Source organism: Flavobacterium rhamnosiphilum (genome assembly GCF_004349195.1).
Classification (GTDB): domain Bacteria; phylum Bacteroidota; class Bacteroidia; order Flavobacteriales; family Flavobacteriaceae; genus Flavobacterium; species Flavobacterium rhamnosiphilum.
This window is the reverse complement of the sequence record NZ_SMLG01000009.1, coordinates 43,622-60,257: the sequence shown is the minus strand read 5'-3', so window position 1 is coordinate 60,257 and position 16,636 is coordinate 43,622. Positions and strand designations below refer to the sequence as shown.

The window sequence follows — 16,636 nt, the reverse complement described above, 5'->3', positions numbered from 1 at the left end:
ATAAATGAAAGCAAAATGCAATCTGCAGAGGTTGCATTTTTGTTATATATAAATTTTACCTTTGTACCAAAATTACTTAGCTTGAATCAACACCTAACAACTTCGTTTCCAAACGCCATTTCAGTAGCCATCAAACGGGAAGATTTGATTCATCCTTTTGTTTCCGGAAATAAATTCAGAAAGCTGAAATACAATTTGCTGCAAGCGAAAACGGAGCATTACGAAACGCTGCTTACTTTTGGAGGTGCTTTTTCGAATCATATTGCGGCAGTCGCTTTTGCAGGAAAAGAAAAAGGATTTAAAACCATCGGAATTATTCGTGGGGATGAATTAGGGAGTAAAATCTCGGAAAACCCCACGTTGTCATTCGCTCAAAATTGCGGAATGCAACTGGAATTTATCTCAAGGGAGGAATACCGATTAAAAAGTGAGGTTTCATTTTTAGAGAACTTAAAACAGCAATTTGGCGATTTTTATCTAATACCTGAAGGCGGGACAAATGCGTTAGCTATCAAAGGGTGTCAGGAGATTCTAACTCCGGAAGATGCTGAATTTGATTATATTTGTTGTTCAATAGGAACTGGCGGAACCATTTCGGGAATCATTAACAGTGTTTTACCACACCAAAAAGTTTTAGGATTTCCCGCTTTAAAAGGAGATTTTTTGAAAGAGGAAATTCGTATTTTTGCCCAAAATGAAAACTGGGAGTTAATTACCGAGTATCATTTTGGAGGTTACGGAAAAGTGACGCCGGAATTAATTGCTTTTATCAATCAGTTTTATACCGAAAACCAAATTCCCTTGGATCCCATTTATACGGGAAAGATGGTTTTTGGCGTTATAGATTTAATTAAAAAAAACTATTTTCCTACCGAATCAAAAATTTTACTAATTCATACGGGTGGAATTCAGGGAATTCAAGGGATGAATATGAAATTAATAAACAAACAATTACCAACAATAGATATCTATGTTTAAAAAAATTCTACTGCTTCTTACCATAATTACTTTAATAGGTTGTAATGCCGCAAAACCTGTTATTGTAACAAAGAAAGCTCCTTTAAAACCAAAATCAGAAGTCGTACGCACGATTAAAAAACCAGCTAGGCCAAGCTCTAACACAGTAAAAACGACTGTTGCAACACCTGTAAAAAAAGATCCAAGTAATCGAGAAACAGAAGTAATCGTTTCAACTTCAAAAACAGTAGTTACAAACGATGTTGTTGTATCTTATATTTCTAAATTTAAAGAAATTGCGATGGGGAACATGAAGAATTATGGGATTCCCGCAAGTATTATTTTAGCTCAGGGGATTTTAGAATCAGGTGCAGGAAGAGGTGATTTAGCAATGAGTGCCAACAATCATTTTGGAATAAAATGTCATGCAGGATGGACAGGAGAAAGCGTTAAGCACGATGATGATGCTGATCAGGAATGCTTTAGAAAATACGATAACCCCTCAGAATCATTCAAAGATCATGCTTTGTTTTTAACGGGAAGAAGCAGGTATTCTAAACTATTTGAATTCTCAAAAGGCGATTATAAAGCTTGGGCAAAAGGACTAAGAGCTGCGGGTTATGCCACAGATCCTAAATATCCGGACAAGCTGATTTCTTACATTGAGCGCTACAATTTGTATCAATATGACAATCAGGTTTTAGATGTTGATTATGTGTCGAATGAAAAACAAATGGTTGAGGAATTGACTATAGAATCCAGAAATACAATCAGTCAAGACTTATTTTCATATGTTGTTCAAAAAGGAGATACGCTGTACTCCATTTCAAAAAAATTCGATTTAAAAGTCGATGATTTAAAACAAAAAAATAATCTTTCTGAGAATACACTTTCTATTGGGCAGAGATTGGTAGTAAAATAATTAAAAAATAACTATAATTCATAATTCATAAATGTTGTATAAAAGAAGCAGTCAGCTTTTTGCTGAAGCAGAAAAAGTAATTCCGGGAGGTGTAAATTCACCAGTAAGAGCTTTTAAAGCAGTGGGTGGAACTCCAATTTTTGTCAAAAGTGCCAAAGGTGCTTATTTGTATGATGAAGATGGAAACCGTTTGATTGACTATATCAATTCTTGGGGGCCAATGATTTTAGGACACGCTTACGAACCGGTTGTACAAGCCGTGATCGAGAAAGCAAAATTAGGAACTTCGTTTGGAATGCCAACAGAATTAGAAACACAAATTGCTGCTCTAGCCGTTGCTATGGTTCCAAATATCGATAAAATCAGATTTGTAAATTCAGGTACCGAAGCCTGTATGAGTGCTGTAAGATTGGCTCGCGGATTTACCAAAAGAGATAAAATAATAAAATTTGCAGGTTGTTATCACGGTCATTCGGATTCGTTTTTAATTCAAGCGGGAAGTGGAGCAATTACTTTTGGTTCGCCAAACAGTCCAGGAGTTACTGAAGGAACAGCCAAGGATACTTTACTTGCAAAATACAATGATTTAGAAAATGTAGCCACTTTAATTGAAGCAAATAAAAATGAAATTGCGGCAATAATCGTGGAACCTGTTGCGGGAAATATGGGTTGTATTCCGCCAAATAAAGGCTTTTTGGAGGGGTTGCGCCAATTGTGTACCAATAACGGAATTCTATTGATTTTTGATGAGGTTATGACTGGATTCAGACTTGCAAGAGGCGGTGTTCAGGAATTATTTAATATAACAGCTGATATTGTTTGTTTTGGGAAAGTAATCGGTGGAGGATTACCTGTTGGTGCTTTTGCCGCCCGCGCAGAAATTATGAATTATCTGGCTCCGTTAGGTGCGGTTTATCAGGCAGGAACATTGTCTGGAAATCCATTGGCAATGGCGGCAGGATTAGCGATGTTGCAAGCATTAGATAGTGATCGTGCTATTTTTCAAAGATTAGAAGAGAAAACAGCGTATTTGGCCGCAGGAATTGATAAAGTTTTAAAAGCAAATGAGGTTACATTTACAATCAACAGCATTGGATCGATGATTTCGGTTCATTTTGATGTTGCTCCGGTTGTAGACTTTCAAACGGCTGCAAACGGCGATAACGAAACGTTCAAAAAATTCTTTCACGGATTATTGCAAGAAGGAATTTATATTGCGCCATCGGCATATGAAACATGGTTTATTACCGATGCATTAACGTATGAGGATCTAGATTTTACCATTCGAGCGATAGATAAAGTTTCGAAAACATTTTAAACGAAAAAAGCCCCAAATTTGGGGCTTTTTTTTATGAAATAAGATGAAATATTTCAAGTGAATGGATTATTTTTTATCACCCATTTCTGCTGGTTTTCTATCTTTATGATGCATCATTCTTTTTTTCATTCCGTGATGTTTTTTCCCTTTCATATCATCCCATTTTTTATATTGTTCTGGAGTAAGAATTTTTTTCATTCTTTCTTTCATAACAATTTGTTCGTCTAACATTTGGCTTTTTTTAGCAAAAAGTTCGTCTGAAGTAAGTTGTTTTTTAGCCGAATCTTTAGTTGCTTTTCGTTCTGCCATTCTAGCTTCTCTTTTGGCAGTTTGTTCTGCAATGATTTTACTCATTTCTTTTTGCTGTGAAGTATTCAAATCTAATTCCAGAGTCAATTTTTTTAAATGCAATTGATTTCTTTGCTCAGGAGTCAATTGCTCCATTTGGGTGCGCTCTGGTCTTGCTTTTTTTTCTTGTGCAAAGCTTGTCATTCCGACAACTAATAATGCAACGATAAATAATTTTTTCATTTGTATTGTTTTAAGTTTTATGGATGTAGGACAAGAATAGTCATGAAAAGTTTAATCATTAACAAAAGATTATCGTTTGGGTATAACTTTGAACAAAAGACTTAGCGGCTGTTTTTTAGATAGTTGAGGTCAGAAAAACAGCTTTCATTGGTGTGAAAGCATGATGTTTGTCCGTTTTTATGCCGTTTAGTTTCTCGCCTTTTGTGGTTTATTTATATAAATCATTTTGGCATAAAAACCTCCAAATATTTGTTTTAAACAAGATGGAAAATAAAAAAGGAGCTTCAATTGAAGCTCCTTTTTTGTATGATAACCCAACTGGTTTTTCGCAAAGAATGCATTTAGATTACAAATTGCGGACTTAGAAGTTCAGTTGTTTTTTGGTCAACATCTTAGATATTTATTTCAAGTAAAAATTAAAAATGCAAGGCAAAACCAATATTAAACTGGAATTTATCGTCATAAAACTCGTTATGCAGTGCCTTATTATATCGGAATCCAGGTTCAATACTTACATTTTTACCTAAAAACAAAGCATAGCCTGCTTGAAGACCAAGATAAGTAGGATTTGCATCTGCTGGACCAAAGCCCACACCGTTATAGGACAGTTCAATCGGAATCATTTTCTTAAAGTAATACTTAGCCCCAATTTTGTAAGCAATAGGTGTTTCTTGACCATCGATACCGTTGTCGCCATAGCCTAATCCAAGTTTGACAGCTAAATTATCCTTAATAAAGTAACCCCCTTCTGCTCCAATGTTGTATGCTGTTACACCATCTGATGAAGTTAAGGATAAGGAAGTACTGCCCACATGATCACCAAAGCCAGTGTTCACTTCGATGAGCCATCTCCCTTTTGAAACTTGTCCTTCTTTCGCTTGTCCATTGGCAAAGCCAAATGCAAATAATGCGATTATTACCAAAGTAATTTTTTTCATGTTTTATATTTTTTTGGAACAAATGTAAAATTAAAACATATTGATATAGGAAATTTATGACTTATTTAACGTGGTTGTAAGTAGTGGAATTTAAATCTGAAAGTGATATGGATCATGTTGCCAAATTTCAAAATGCCAAATTGTTTTCTCAAAAGAAGAGCATAATCAAAGTTGGATGGGAGTGTTTTATAAAAGAAAGGAGCTCCAATTGAAGCTCCTTTCTTTTATAAATATATTTTGAATAAACTTATTCTTTCAATCGACACGCTTTGCTATCGCCATTAACGACAACTTCAGTCAAACCTAAAGCAGATAAATTTTTCATGGCTTTATCCCATTTTTTACCGCTCAATTCCGATTTGATTTTCAAAAGACCGAATTCCATTTGGTTTTCATTGACTTTCAAAAGATCAATAATTAATTTTTCGTCGTCTTCTAATTCAATTTGAACGTGTTTTTTCTCTGGTCGCATTTGAGGAAACAACAATACTTCTTGAATAGAAGCATTGTTAGTCAAATACATAATCAATCGGTCCATTCCAATTCCCATTCCGGATGTTGGAGGCATTCCGTATTCCAAAGCTCTCAAGAAATCCTCGTCGATAATTCCGGTGGCTTCATCATCTCCTTTTTCAGACAATCTCATTTGGTCTTCAAAACGCTCTCTTTGGTCAATTGGATCATTTAATTCAGAATAAGCATTTGCCACTTCTTTTCCACAAACCATCAATTCAAAACGTTCCGTCAATTCCGGATTGTCGCGGTGTTGCTTACACAATGGTGACATTTCCTTAGGATAATCCGTGATGTAAGTAGGTTGAATATAATTTCCTTCGCATTTTGCTCCAAAAATCTCATCAATCAATTTTCCTTTACCCATGGTTGCATCCACTTCAATTCCCATTCCTCTGGCAGCGTCAAATAACTCTGTTTCACTTTTTTCTGAAATATCAAATCCTGTAAAATGTTTGATAGAATCAGTCATTGTAACTCGTGCATAAGGAGCTTTGAAATTGATAGTATGTTCTCCAAAAGTCACTTCTGAAGTACCATTTACGGCAATTGCGCAATGCTCCAAAAGGTCTTCGGCAAATTTCATCATCCAGTTGTAGTCTTTGTAGGCTACATATATTTCCATGGCGGTAAATTCCGGGTTATGTGTTCGGTCCATTCCTTCATTACGAAAGTTTTTCGAAAATTCATAAACCCCTTCAAAACCACCAACAATCAATCTTTTTAAGTACAATTCATTCGCAATACGCATGTACAATGGCATATCAAGCGAGTTGTGATGCGTGATAAAAGGACGCGCTGCAGCACCACCGGGAATTGGTTGCAAAACAGGCGTTTCTACCTCTAAATACCCTTTGTCGTTAAAGAAAGAACGCATTGCATTGAACAGTTTTGTTCTTTTGATAAACGTTTCTTTCACGTGATCGTTCACTGTTAAATCCACGTAACGACGACGGTATCTTTGTTCCGGATCAGCAAATGCATCGTGCGTTTTTCCGTCGGCATCTGTTTTTACTACAGGAAGCGGTTTTAAGGCTTTTGCCAAAACTGTCAAACCATAAATATGAACCGAGATTTCACCTACTTGGGTTTTGAAAACTGTTCCGCGAACCCCAATAAAATCGCCAATGTCCAATAGTTTTTTGAAAACCACATTGTACATTGTTTTCTCTTCATCAGTCGAAATGTCATCTCTCGAAACATACACTTGAATACGTCCTTCAGCATCTTTCAATTCCGCAAATGACGCCTTTCCCATGATACGTTTACCCATCAAACGTCCTGCTAAAACAACCTCTTTTCCTTCGTACTTCTCGAAATCGGCTAAGATTTCGCTAGAATATGCGGTTGTGATAAATTCGGCTGCAGGATAAGGTTCGATGCCCAAATTGCGTAATTCTGTAAGTGCTTCTCTACGTAGAGTTTCTTGTTCGGATAATGCCATTTTATTCTGATTTTAAGAGCGCAAAGATACTGTATAAGTAGCAAAGTAGCAAAGTGCTAAAGGTTTTTTGGAGCTATTTCCAGCTTTCCGTTGCAATCTTTTTATTTTTAAAGAAAAAATAAAAAGGATTTCCACTATAATCTGGGCTGTAAATTGTAGTTATTATTTTACATTTGGTAAAAAATAACGATTCAAAATCATAAAAATTGAAAAATAAAATTTACGCCTTACTGCTTTTAGTATTCTTTTTAACAAGTTGCCAAGTCACAGAAACTATTCATATAAACGAAGACGGAACCGGAAAAATAGAAGCGGTATCACTTCGTGACGAACATAGTTATATGCAAATAGCTGGGGAGAATTACTCCAAAGAAGAAATTTTTCAGGATACCACTTATGTTTTTCAAGATTTGATAACGAAATATTCGGAAACATTTTCCAGATTGCCGGCGTTTGAAAAAGCAATTTTTCAAAAATTTGCTACAATAAGAGTACATATCAAGAAAAGTTCTTTCGAGAAAGAATTCCGTACAACAATCAGTCAAAACTTTACTAAAATAGAGGAAGTTGCTGATTTATACAAAACCGAAGAATACGCGGATGATATAGAAAATAATTATGCACTGGTTGCCGAAGAACATTATTATAGTGTGAACTACGCTTTTGACGGAAGTGTTTTTAAAAGGATAGTGAAAATTACAGATGCAGTTGAGCTAAAAAAGCAGCAGGATAAGATTGAAGGATTCAAAACGCAAGTTTCTAAATTCAAAATCACGCAGCCTTATGTTTTAAAATATCATTTTCCCAGAAAAATAAAGTCGGTATCAAATTCGAATACTAAAATTAGTGAAGACAGAAAATCATTGGAATTACAATTTCTTATAGCAGATTGTTTGGTAAATCCTGAGAGTACTAATCTGGAGGTTGTTTTAGAGTAACGTTGTTAACTTAAAGGATCGTTTTTCTTGTCAAGCCGAGCGCAGTCGAGACTCATTTGGTTGGTTTCGGCTGCGCTCGACTTGACAAACGTGTAATTAGGAACAATTTCATTATTCATTCTTGAAAACTTTGTACTTTTGCCATTCAAAAATAAGTGGACGAAATAGGATTGCTTCGTTCCTCGCAATGACAAATGAATAAAACCATCCAACTTCAAGATTTAGGAACTAAAGATTACAAAGAAACTTGGGAATACCAAGAGGAATTGTTCAAAGGAATCGTTGATTTAAAAATTCGAAATCGCAGAGAAGAACTCGACTTGCAAACTCCTAATTATTTTCTTTTTGTGGAACATCCGCATGTTTATACCTTGGGAAAAAGTGGTGATTTAAGTAATTTGCTTTTATCTGAAAAACAATTGGAAACGAAAGGAGCGACTTTTTATAAAATCAATCGTGGTGGCGATATTACCTATCACGGACCGGGACAAATTGTGGGCTATCCGATTATAGACCTAGAGAATTTCTTTACCGATATTCATAAATACTTGCGTTTCCTGGAAGAAGCCATTATTCTTACCCTTCAGGAATATGGAATTGTTTGCGGCAGAAGCGAAGGCGAAACTGGCGTTTGGTTGGGTGCAGGAACTCCATTTGCTAGAAAAATTTGTGCTATGGGTGTTCGTGCTTCGCGTTGGGTAACCATGCATGGATTTGCTTTAAATGTAAATGCTGATTTGGGTTATTTTGATAATATCATTCCGTGTGGGATTCGTGGTAAAGCAGTAACTTCATTAAACGTCGAACTTGGCGTAGAAAAAGTTAATGAAGAAGAAGTGAAAGAAAAGATATTAAAGCATTTCTCCACTCTTTTCGAAGCTAAGTTTGATTGAAGATTTTTGATTGCTTCGTCAGTTCGCTCTTTCAGGCTTGGGTAACGATTTTTGATTTCAGATCTGTGTCAGAGTTATGAATTTCAATGTCATTTATTGAATGTTAAAAAAAATCAAAATTTTAAATTGAATCAATTTGCTTTAAATCTGAAATTAAAAATCGTTAATCTTCATTCAAAAATCTAAGAAGTCTAAAGATCTAAGACGTCTAATAATCTAAATGTCATCTTGAGCGCAATCGAAGGGCAATTCCATCTGCTCTGGCAACAATCGAAATGTCATTCTATGGTATTTTGTAACCCCGTAGATTAGTATCGCTTCTCTATGCTCTTTGGTAGGATATCCTTTATTTTGTTTCCAATTGTACATTGGGAATTCCTCATGAATGCGATTCATATACTCATCCCGATAGGTTTTAGCCAATACCGAAGCAGCTGCAATACTCATAAATTTTGAATCTCCTTTTATGATACTTGTGCTTGGAATAGAAGTGAGAATTTCTATTTCAGCTGTAGAAAATATTTTTCCGCTATTATTTTTAATGCCTTTTTTTCTAATAAAAGGGGTATTTCCATCGACAATAATATATTCTGGTTGCGGATCGAGTTTTAAAACGCATTCTTGCATTGCTTTAATTGAAGCGTTCAATATGTTAATAGCGTCAATTTCCAATGGTTCAAGATGTGTAACGGCAAATGAAATGGACTGTTGTTCTATAATAGGTCTTAATTTTTCTCTGGCTTTTTCAGATAACTGCTTACTGTCATTTAGTGTATCATTTTGAAAGTCAAATGGTAATATTACAGCGGCGGCAGTAACAGGTCCTGCAAGGCAGCCTCGGCCCGCTTCGTCAGTTCCGGTTTCTAAATTTGGTGTTAAAAAAAATGGGCTTAACATTATATTAATTTTGATAAAAATACATTTTTAAACACAAATGTTTGTAGATAATTATGATAAATTATTAATAGGTGTTTGTATGCTTTTTTTTTGATTGAAAATGGCATTAAAAATAAATTGTGTTAATTCTTATAAATATTTGGTTCTTTAAGAAATTATTATGATTTTTGTCAAATAACTAATTCAAAATAATTTAACATGAAATTAAAATTCAAATGGATTTTTACGCTACTTTTAGCGTTATCTATGCAGTTTTCTTTCGCACAGGAGAAAACCGTTACTGGTGTTGTTTCGGACAATGCAGGATTGCCTTTGCCAGGCGTGAGTGTATTAGTGAAAGGAACTAAAACTGGAACGCAAACTGATTTCGATGGGAAATATTCTATCAAAGCATCATCAAGCCAAATCTTGGTATTTAGCTACATTGGGATGAAGACCCAAGAAGTTGTAGCTAGTTCAACATCTATGAATGTTAAACTAAAAGACGATTCAGTGCAACTTGAAGGGGTCGTTATAAATACCTTTGGAGTAGAATCAAAACGTAAACTTACTAATACTTCAATGGTAAAAGTAAAAGGTGATGTATTAAGAAACAGTGGAGAAACTGGATTGCTAAACTCTTTATCTGGTAAAGGATCTGGAGTGAATATAGCAGCAAGCTCAGGTGATCCAGGAGCTGGTTCTTATGTGCAAATACGTGGACAAAACACAATTACTGGTAATACACAACCTTTATATGTGATTGACGGTATTCCGATTTCTTCGCAAGAGGTAAGTAATGGTAATAATGTTGGCGGGACTAACAAACAATCAAGAGTAAACGACATCAATCCTAACAGTATTGAAAGCGTTCAAATTTTAAAAGGTGCCTCTGCATCAGCTTTGTGGGGATATAGAGGGGCAAATGGAGTAATTCTAATCACCACAAAAAAAGGAAAAGGTGGCAAACTTAAAGTTGAATTAAGTTCTACCTATTCTAATGACGAAATAAATGTTAAGATGAAAACTCAAGACATTTTCGGTCAAGGTGCTAAAGGAAAATTCGCTAGAAATGTAGGAGGTTCATATGGTGACTTAATATCTAGCAGAAGTGGAGACGCCGATGCTGTAAATACAGCAGGAGCCTATTTTGTTTCGAACAATGGAAATAAATACTATCAAATTACGAAGAAAAACAGCAGAGAGAACTTCAACGATTCTAACTATGATGCTGTGATTGGAACTGGAAATTCATTAAACACAAATCTAAGTCTTAGTGGTGGGAATGAAAATGGAAGCTTTTATTTAGGCCTTAGCCATTTAGACCAAACTGGTGTTGTTCGTAATAGTTCTTATGAAAGAACAAATATCGATTTTAGTACCACGTATAAATTAGGCACAAAAACTACTTTCAAAGGTAAAGTTTCCTTTACGTCAAGTAATTCAAATAGAATACAGCAAGGGTCAAACACTAGTGGGCTTTATTTAGGACTATATAGATCACCAGCCGATTTTGACAACAGAGATTTTATGGGCACCAATTACACTAGCACTGGAGTTCCATCTATAGGTAGTCATAGATCTTACAGAAAAGATTTAGGTACAAGTGAATCAAGTAAAAACCCAATTTACAATAACCCATTGTGGTCAACTGATATACAAAAAAACCCAAATACAGTAAACAGATATATTTCCGGGTTTGAATTAAAACATGATATAACTGAAAACTTTAGTTTATTAGGGCGTTTTGGACTAGATGCATACACTGACGAAAGTATATCTGTATACCCTGTCTATTCAGCAGAAAATGCAGGGAATGGATTTGCTTTTGAAGATGGTATTACTTACAGACAATACAATGCTGATGTAATGGGAATCGGAAATGTAGATTTAACTTCAGCATTGAAATTAGACTACACAGTAGGTTTAAATATTGCAGAAACTAATGACGTAAGAAGAGGTGGTAGCTACAAAAACTTTTTAATCAACACCACTAAATTTGTATATTCAAATTCATTATTAGCGGATAGAACAACATATCTAGACAGAGAAAATACCAAAACAAGCGGTGCCTATTTTTCAGGAGCTTTTGATTATAAAGAATTCTTAAATCTAAATTTAGGAGGTAGGTTTGAAACTTCTTCAACCTTATCACCAAATACAAAAGTATATTTTTACCCTTCAATTGAATCATCATACACTATAACTCATCATCTTAAAAGTGATGTCCTTACGTTTGGTAAACTTAGAGCTACTTATGGTGAAGTTGCCATTATGCCACAAGCATATAGAGGGGCATCATACATAACAGGAGCCGGTGGTGCAGAGTCATGGGGACCGGCATATGATGCAGCGGCATACAATGGAGGATATGAAAGAGAATCTGTATCTGGGAATGCCAATTTAAAACCAGAAATTAAAACAGAATTTGAAGTTGGTACTAACTTAGAATTTTTCAACAGATTAAAAGTTGGAGCAACCTATTACAACAACACAATCAAAGACAACTTAGCCTTTGCCGCAGTAAATCCAAGTTCTTCTTTTAGTGACAGATATGGTAATTTAGCTCAAATAGAAAACCATGGAATTGAGCTAGACTTAGATTATCAAATACTAAGCAAAGGGAAATTCAAATGGAACACCTATGCTAACTGGTCAACAAATAAAAATGAAGTTACAAAATTAGTTGGTACTTCTTCGATAACATTAAATGGTTTTTCCGGAGTATCTTCAAGAGCGGTATTAAACCAACCTTTAGGAGTGCTTTGGGGAGGTCGATGGGATAGAGATGCTAGTGGAAAATTAATACTGGACGCAAATGGTTTTCCAACTGCTGCACCTACTGAGGGTGTTATAGGAAATCCTAATGCAAAATGGAGAGCAGCAATCGGAAATAAATTTGAATACAAAGGTATTTCTCTAGATGTTTTATTTGATGCCTCTATTGGCGGACAACTTTGGGATGGTACAAATGGTGCCTTAGCTGTGTTTGGGAAAACAATCGAATCTGCAAATATATTAAATCTAACAAGTGCGGAGGCTAATGCTTTAAAGGGTTCAAATGGAGCAACTGCTGCTTCTCAAGGAACATTAAATACTGACGGTACTTATTCTGTAAGGGGAAATATTGTAGACTATGGAGCTGGATCCGTACTTGCGAGTGAATCTTGGTACACTGGATTAGGTGGTGGATTTGGTGCAGTGGGTGAACAATTTGTAAAATCTGCTTCATGGGTAAAACTAAGACAAGTAGCACTAGGATACAGTTTTAACACAAAAAATGCAGAAAAAATTGGTCTAGACGAAATATCAGTATCTTTGACAGGTAGAAATTTATGGTTATGGACCGAAGACAAAACTTTAGGTCAAGATCCAGAAACCAACCTAACAGGAGGAACAAATGGTAGAGGTTTACAATACTTCAATAGTCCAAACACAAGATCCTTTTTGATGTCAATAAATTTAAAATTCTAAAATTATGAAAACATATAACAAATATCTAGCCTCACTTATTGCATTTGCATTTGTTGGGTGTACTGATTATGTAGAAGGAATCAATGAAAATCCTCATCAATTAGGAGTAAAAGATGCAGAATCTAAGAATATTTTTCAATCTGCATTACTAGCAAATCAATATTTCCAGACTACAAACAACGTGCGTAACACTATGTTATGGATGAACCAAGCAAATGGAGAAGATCGTCAATACGTACCATTAAATAACTGGAACAATAATACTTCCTCCGACTCTGACTCTGCTTGGAACTTGGCTTATGTGAATTGTTTAACACAAATAAAAATTGGTGAAGAAAAAGCAAACATGGAGAACAATGCAAAATCTCTAGGTGCTTTACAAATTATTGAAGCCAGCTGTGTTGGAACAATCACTTCACTATGGGGAGACATTCCTTACTCTGAATTTGACATCAATAAAGACAATAATAAGCCTAAATTTGACAAGCAAAGTGACGTATACAAACAGTTACAACTTTTACTTGACCAATCTATTGTAAACTTATCTAAAGCAGGGGCAATTCCAGGCTCTTTAGATATTTACTACGGTGGTAATACAACGAAATGGACACAATTGGCTTATTCTTTAAAAGCACGCTACTACTTACATGTAAAAGATTATGCCAATGCAAAATCAAATGCATTAAAAGGTATAAACACTGCATCAAATGATTTTAAAGCTATCTTTGGAGGAACAACTTCTGGTCAGAATTTCAATCCATTCTATGAGTTTCTTGAATATGAGAGACCAGGATATATGAGTGGAAAAGGATATGCTCCATCATTATTAAATCCAGCTTCTCCGTTGAGCAGAAACAACAGTAAAACTGATGAATCGGCAAGATCTGGTTTTATCTACACTGGTGCTTTAGGAGATGAGAGTTTAAACATTGACGGATTAGATAACGATGAAGAAAATGGTAAATTTGGATCTGATTCTTCATTGCCACTTGTAACCTATGGTGAAATGTTATTGATTATTGCAGAAGTAGATGCTCGTACAAGTCTTTCTGCTGGAGTTACTTCTTATAACAAATACAGAGCTTTACTAGATACGGGTTATTCTATTGGCGTTTCAAACAGCGGTTATGCTGGATTAACTTTCAATTACGATGTCTATGCAGACGCAGATTTCAATAGCGGAGGAATGGAAAATTTAGACAACATCACACCTACAAATGCTCTTTTAAGAGAAATTTATCAAGAAAGATACATCTATTTCCTAGGTAATTATGAGGCTTTTACTGATTTCAGAAGAACATCTAATATTGCACAAATTGTACTTAAAAGTGGTTTCACAGGTACTCCACAAAGATTAATTTATGCTCAAGATGAAATAAATACAAATCCTAATGTCCCTAGCCCGTTACCCACAATTACGACTAAGACAGAAGTTCATAATTAAGAATAAAAATCATTGTGACATGCCTAAAACCATCAGCCTCGGCGAGGGCACTGAAAAACCTAATCTAAATAGAGTAATAGGCTTTTTGGAACAATAAAAAAACGCTTGTAACACGATTATATAATCCGTTGCAAGCGTTTTTCTTTTTAATATTGTGTCCCGTCCTGAAAACCTATAAATAAAAAAACATCCACTTCCGTTGGATGTTTTTTTATTTATAGGTTTTTATAATTTACCTTTGCTTGATAAATTTGTTTCCAATCGGTTAATTAGATTATTTGTCAATGAGAAAATTATTTTTATTCTATTTTATAGCAATTCCATTTATAGTGCTTTCTCAAGAAAAAGCGAATAAAAATTTAGATTTTAATAGTAAGTACAATAGTTCTGATTCTATTAAAAAGAAAAATGAAAAAATTGCTACCATTGATATGTATCGTTTTATTACAATCGATAACGATACCACTTATATTGATACTTCGCTAACCATTCAAAAAGAATACAGTCACAACTATTTGCGAAAAGATATTTTCGGACTTTTACCTTTTGCAAATGATGGACAAACATACAATACATTACAGTATAGTTTAACCGATTTCTCACCGTATCCGGAATTTGGTTTCAAAGCAAAACATTTCAATTTTTTAGAGGCTAACCAAATACGATACAGCTCTGTTGCTACTCCAGTAACCGAATTGTATTTTAAAACTACTGTAAGAAAAGGACAGTCCGTAGATGCTTTTATAACCTTGAATACTTCTGAAAACCTTAATTTTTCTATTGCATACAAAGGGTTGCGTTCAGAGGGAGAGTATATTAATCAATTATCAAGTACCGGTAATTTTAGGTTTACCACAAGTTATAATACCAAAAATAAGCGCTATTTTGCTAAAGCACATTATACTTTTCAAGATATTTTGAATGAGGAAAATGGAGGAATAACAACTATTAATGATTTCGAAAGTAAAGATCAAAACTATAATAATCGTCAAAGATTTGAAGTTTATTTTTCGGATGCTAAATCATTTCTTAAAGGAAAAAGAGTGTTTCTAGATCATAATTTTAGAATAAATTCAAAAAAGGGAGGTAATAACCTGTATGTAACCCATCAGTTCAATTACGAAAATAAATTTTTCGAATACAACCAGGCTACAGTTCCATCCACCGTTGGTACTGAGACAGTATATCGTTTTGGAGATTCATTCCTTAATAGCGGAATAAATGATCAAACCCGTTATAACAAAATGTATAATAGAGTGGGGCTAGTTTATGAGAATACCACTTTAGGGAAATTTCAATTTTTTGCGGATGATTTTAGATCGAATTATCATTACAATCAGATATTAATTTTTGATGATAAAACCATTCCTAGCTCATTCAGCCAGGAAATTAATAGTGTAGGTGGCCAATATGAATACCGACAAAATAAATGGAATGGTAAATTCTTATACTCAAGATCTGTAACGGCACAATCGTTATCAAATCTGGATGCTAAATTAGAATATGATCTTAATGCTGAAACACAATTCTCATTTCGATACCAAAACATAAACAAACTGCCAAATAATAATTATAATTTGCATCAGAGTAGCTATGTGCAATACAACTGGTCAAATGATTTTAAGAACGAAAAAATAAATTCAATTAGTGCTAATGCGATTACTCCATGGGTTGATGCGGAACTACAATTTTCAGTTTTAAAAGATCATTTGTATTTTAATAATGTGTCAAACGCTGAACAAACACTGGCAAAAACACAAATAGTGGCGCCGTCACAGTATGATGGGACAATAAATTACTTGTCTGTAAAAGTAAGTAGAGAATTCAAAGTCGGAAATTTTGCTTTAGACAACACTATTCTATATCAAAAAGTGGATCAGCAAGATGCAATTTTAAATGTTCCGGAAATTGTCACAAGAAATACATTTTATTATTCCAATTATTTATTCAAACGTGCTTTGTTTTTGCAAACGGGAATAGTGTTGAATTATTTTACGAGCTATTATGCAAGCGATTACAATCCGGTTATTGGAGAGTTTTTTGTTCAAAACGAAAAACAAATTGGAAACCATCCAAATTTTGATTTTTTTATAAACGCAAAAATCCAAAGAACTCGAATTTATTTCAAAGCAGAGCATTTTAACTCTTCTCTTACGGATAATAATTTTTATGCCTCACCAAATAACCCATCACGTGATTTTACGATTCGATTCGGATTAATTTGGAACTTCTTTAATTAATTTACGACAAATAGTATAGCCTTTCAATGCTCTTTTCTTGAGCGTTTTATCGTGCTATCCGCTATAGCTGCCGCTTGCTTAAAGGAAGCAAGTAAAGGATACCGCTTTTATCACGAACGCAAAATAGTGTAAACAAGAATATTTTATA

The 16,636-nt window shown here is 34.6% G+C and carries 12 protein-coding genes; 8 read left to right on the top strand and 4 right to left on the bottom strand.

The window, feature by feature from the left end:
• Positions 1-81 precede the first annotated feature (81 nt).
• The 3 genes from E0I26_RS12090 to hemL are packed head-to-tail and all read left to right on the top strand — an operon-like array spanning position 82 to position 3,197.
• Positions 82-978: a 1-aminocyclopropane-1-carboxylate deaminase/D-cysteine desulfhydrase gene (locus E0I26_RS12090; RefSeq protein WP_235831766.1), complete on the top strand. Its 897-nt coding sequence runs from the start codon at positions 82-84 to the stop codon at positions 976-978.
• A complete protein-coding gene (locus tag E0I26_RS12085; RefSeq protein ID WP_131916726.1) occupies positions 971-1,879 on the top strand; it encodes a glucosaminidase domain-containing protein in 909 nt (302 codons plus the stop codon). The genes E0I26_RS12090 and E0I26_RS12085 overlap by 8 nt, the downstream gene beginning before the upstream one ends.
• Positions 1,880-1,910: 31 nt before the next feature.
• Complete coding sequence (gene hemL / locus E0I26_RS12080; RefSeq protein ID WP_131916725.1) at positions 1,911-3,197, top strand: glutamate-1-semialdehyde 2,1-aminomutase; 1,287 nt, start codon at positions 1,911-1,913, stop codon at positions 3,195-3,197.
• Positions 3,198-3,263: 66 nt separating this feature from the next.
• Here the strand turns inward: hemL and E0I26_RS12075 are convergent, their stop codons facing one another.
• The 3 genes from E0I26_RS12075 to lysS all read right to left on the bottom strand — a co-directional run bounded on the left by E0I26_RS12075 (position 3,264) and on the right by lysS (position 6,623).
• On the bottom strand, positions 3,264-3,728 hold the full coding sequence (locus E0I26_RS12075; RefSeq protein ID WP_131916724.1) for a hypothetical protein: 465 nt from the start codon (positions 3,726-3,728) through the stop codon (positions 3,264-3,266).
• Between the two features lie 416 nt (positions 3,729-4,144).
• Positions 4,145-4,666 (bottom strand): hypothetical protein, encoded by a 522-nt coding sequence (locus E0I26_RS12070; RefSeq protein WP_131916723.1) that lies wholly within the window; start codon positions 4,664-4,666, stop codon positions 4,145-4,147.
• Between the two features lie 247 nt (positions 4,667-4,913).
• A complete protein-coding gene (gene lysS, locus E0I26_RS12065; protein ID WP_131916722.1) occupies positions 4,914-6,623 on the bottom strand; it encodes a lysine--tRNA ligase in 1,710 nt (569 codons plus the stop codon).
• 206 nt (positions 6,624-6,829) lie between these two features.
• Here lysS and E0I26_RS12060 point away from each other — a divergent pair, with 206 nt between their 5' ends.
• A complete protein-coding gene (locus E0I26_RS12060; protein ID WP_235831765.1) occupies positions 6,830-7,561 on the top strand; it encodes a hypothetical protein in 732 nt (243 codons plus the stop codon).
• 194 nt (positions 7,562-7,755) lie between these two features.
• Entirely contained in the window at positions 7,756-8,454 is a 699-nt protein-coding gene (lipB, locus tag E0I26_RS12055; RefSeq protein ID WP_131916721.1) for a lipoyl(octanoyl) transferase LipB, read from the top strand.
• A 216-nt stretch (positions 8,455-8,670) separates the two neighbouring features.
• Here the strand turns inward: lipB and E0I26_RS12050 are convergent, their stop codons facing one another.
• Positions 8,671-9,351: a ribonuclease HII gene (locus tag E0I26_RS12050; protein WP_131916720.1), complete on the bottom strand. Its 681-nt coding sequence runs from the start codon at positions 9,349-9,351 to the stop codon at positions 8,671-8,673.
• A 198-nt stretch (positions 9,352-9,549) separates the two neighbouring features.
• Here E0I26_RS12050 and E0I26_RS12045 point away from each other — a divergent pair, with 198 nt between their 5' ends.
• From E0I26_RS12045 to E0I26_RS12035, 3 genes are all read left to right on the top strand, one after another.
• The gene (locus E0I26_RS12045; RefSeq protein ID WP_131916719.1) at positions 9,550-12,804 is read left to right on the top strand and encodes a SusC/RagA family TonB-linked outer membrane protein; all 3,255 of its coding nucleotides are present in this window, start codon (positions 9,550-9,552) and stop codon (positions 12,802-12,804) included.
• Between the two features lie 4 nt (positions 12,805-12,808).
• Positions 12,809-14,248, top strand: a complete 1,440-nt coding sequence (locus E0I26_RS12040; RefSeq protein WP_131916718.1) for a SusD/RagB family nutrient-binding outer membrane lipoprotein — start codon at positions 12,809-12,811, stop codon at positions 14,246-14,248.
• A gap of 284 nt (positions 14,249-14,532) precedes the next feature.
• Positions 14,533-16,488, top strand: coding sequence for a putative porin (locus E0I26_RS12035; protein WP_131916717.1), 1,956 nt, complete (start codon positions 14,533-14,535; stop codon positions 16,486-16,488).
• Positions 16,489-16,636: the final 148 nt, after the last annotated feature.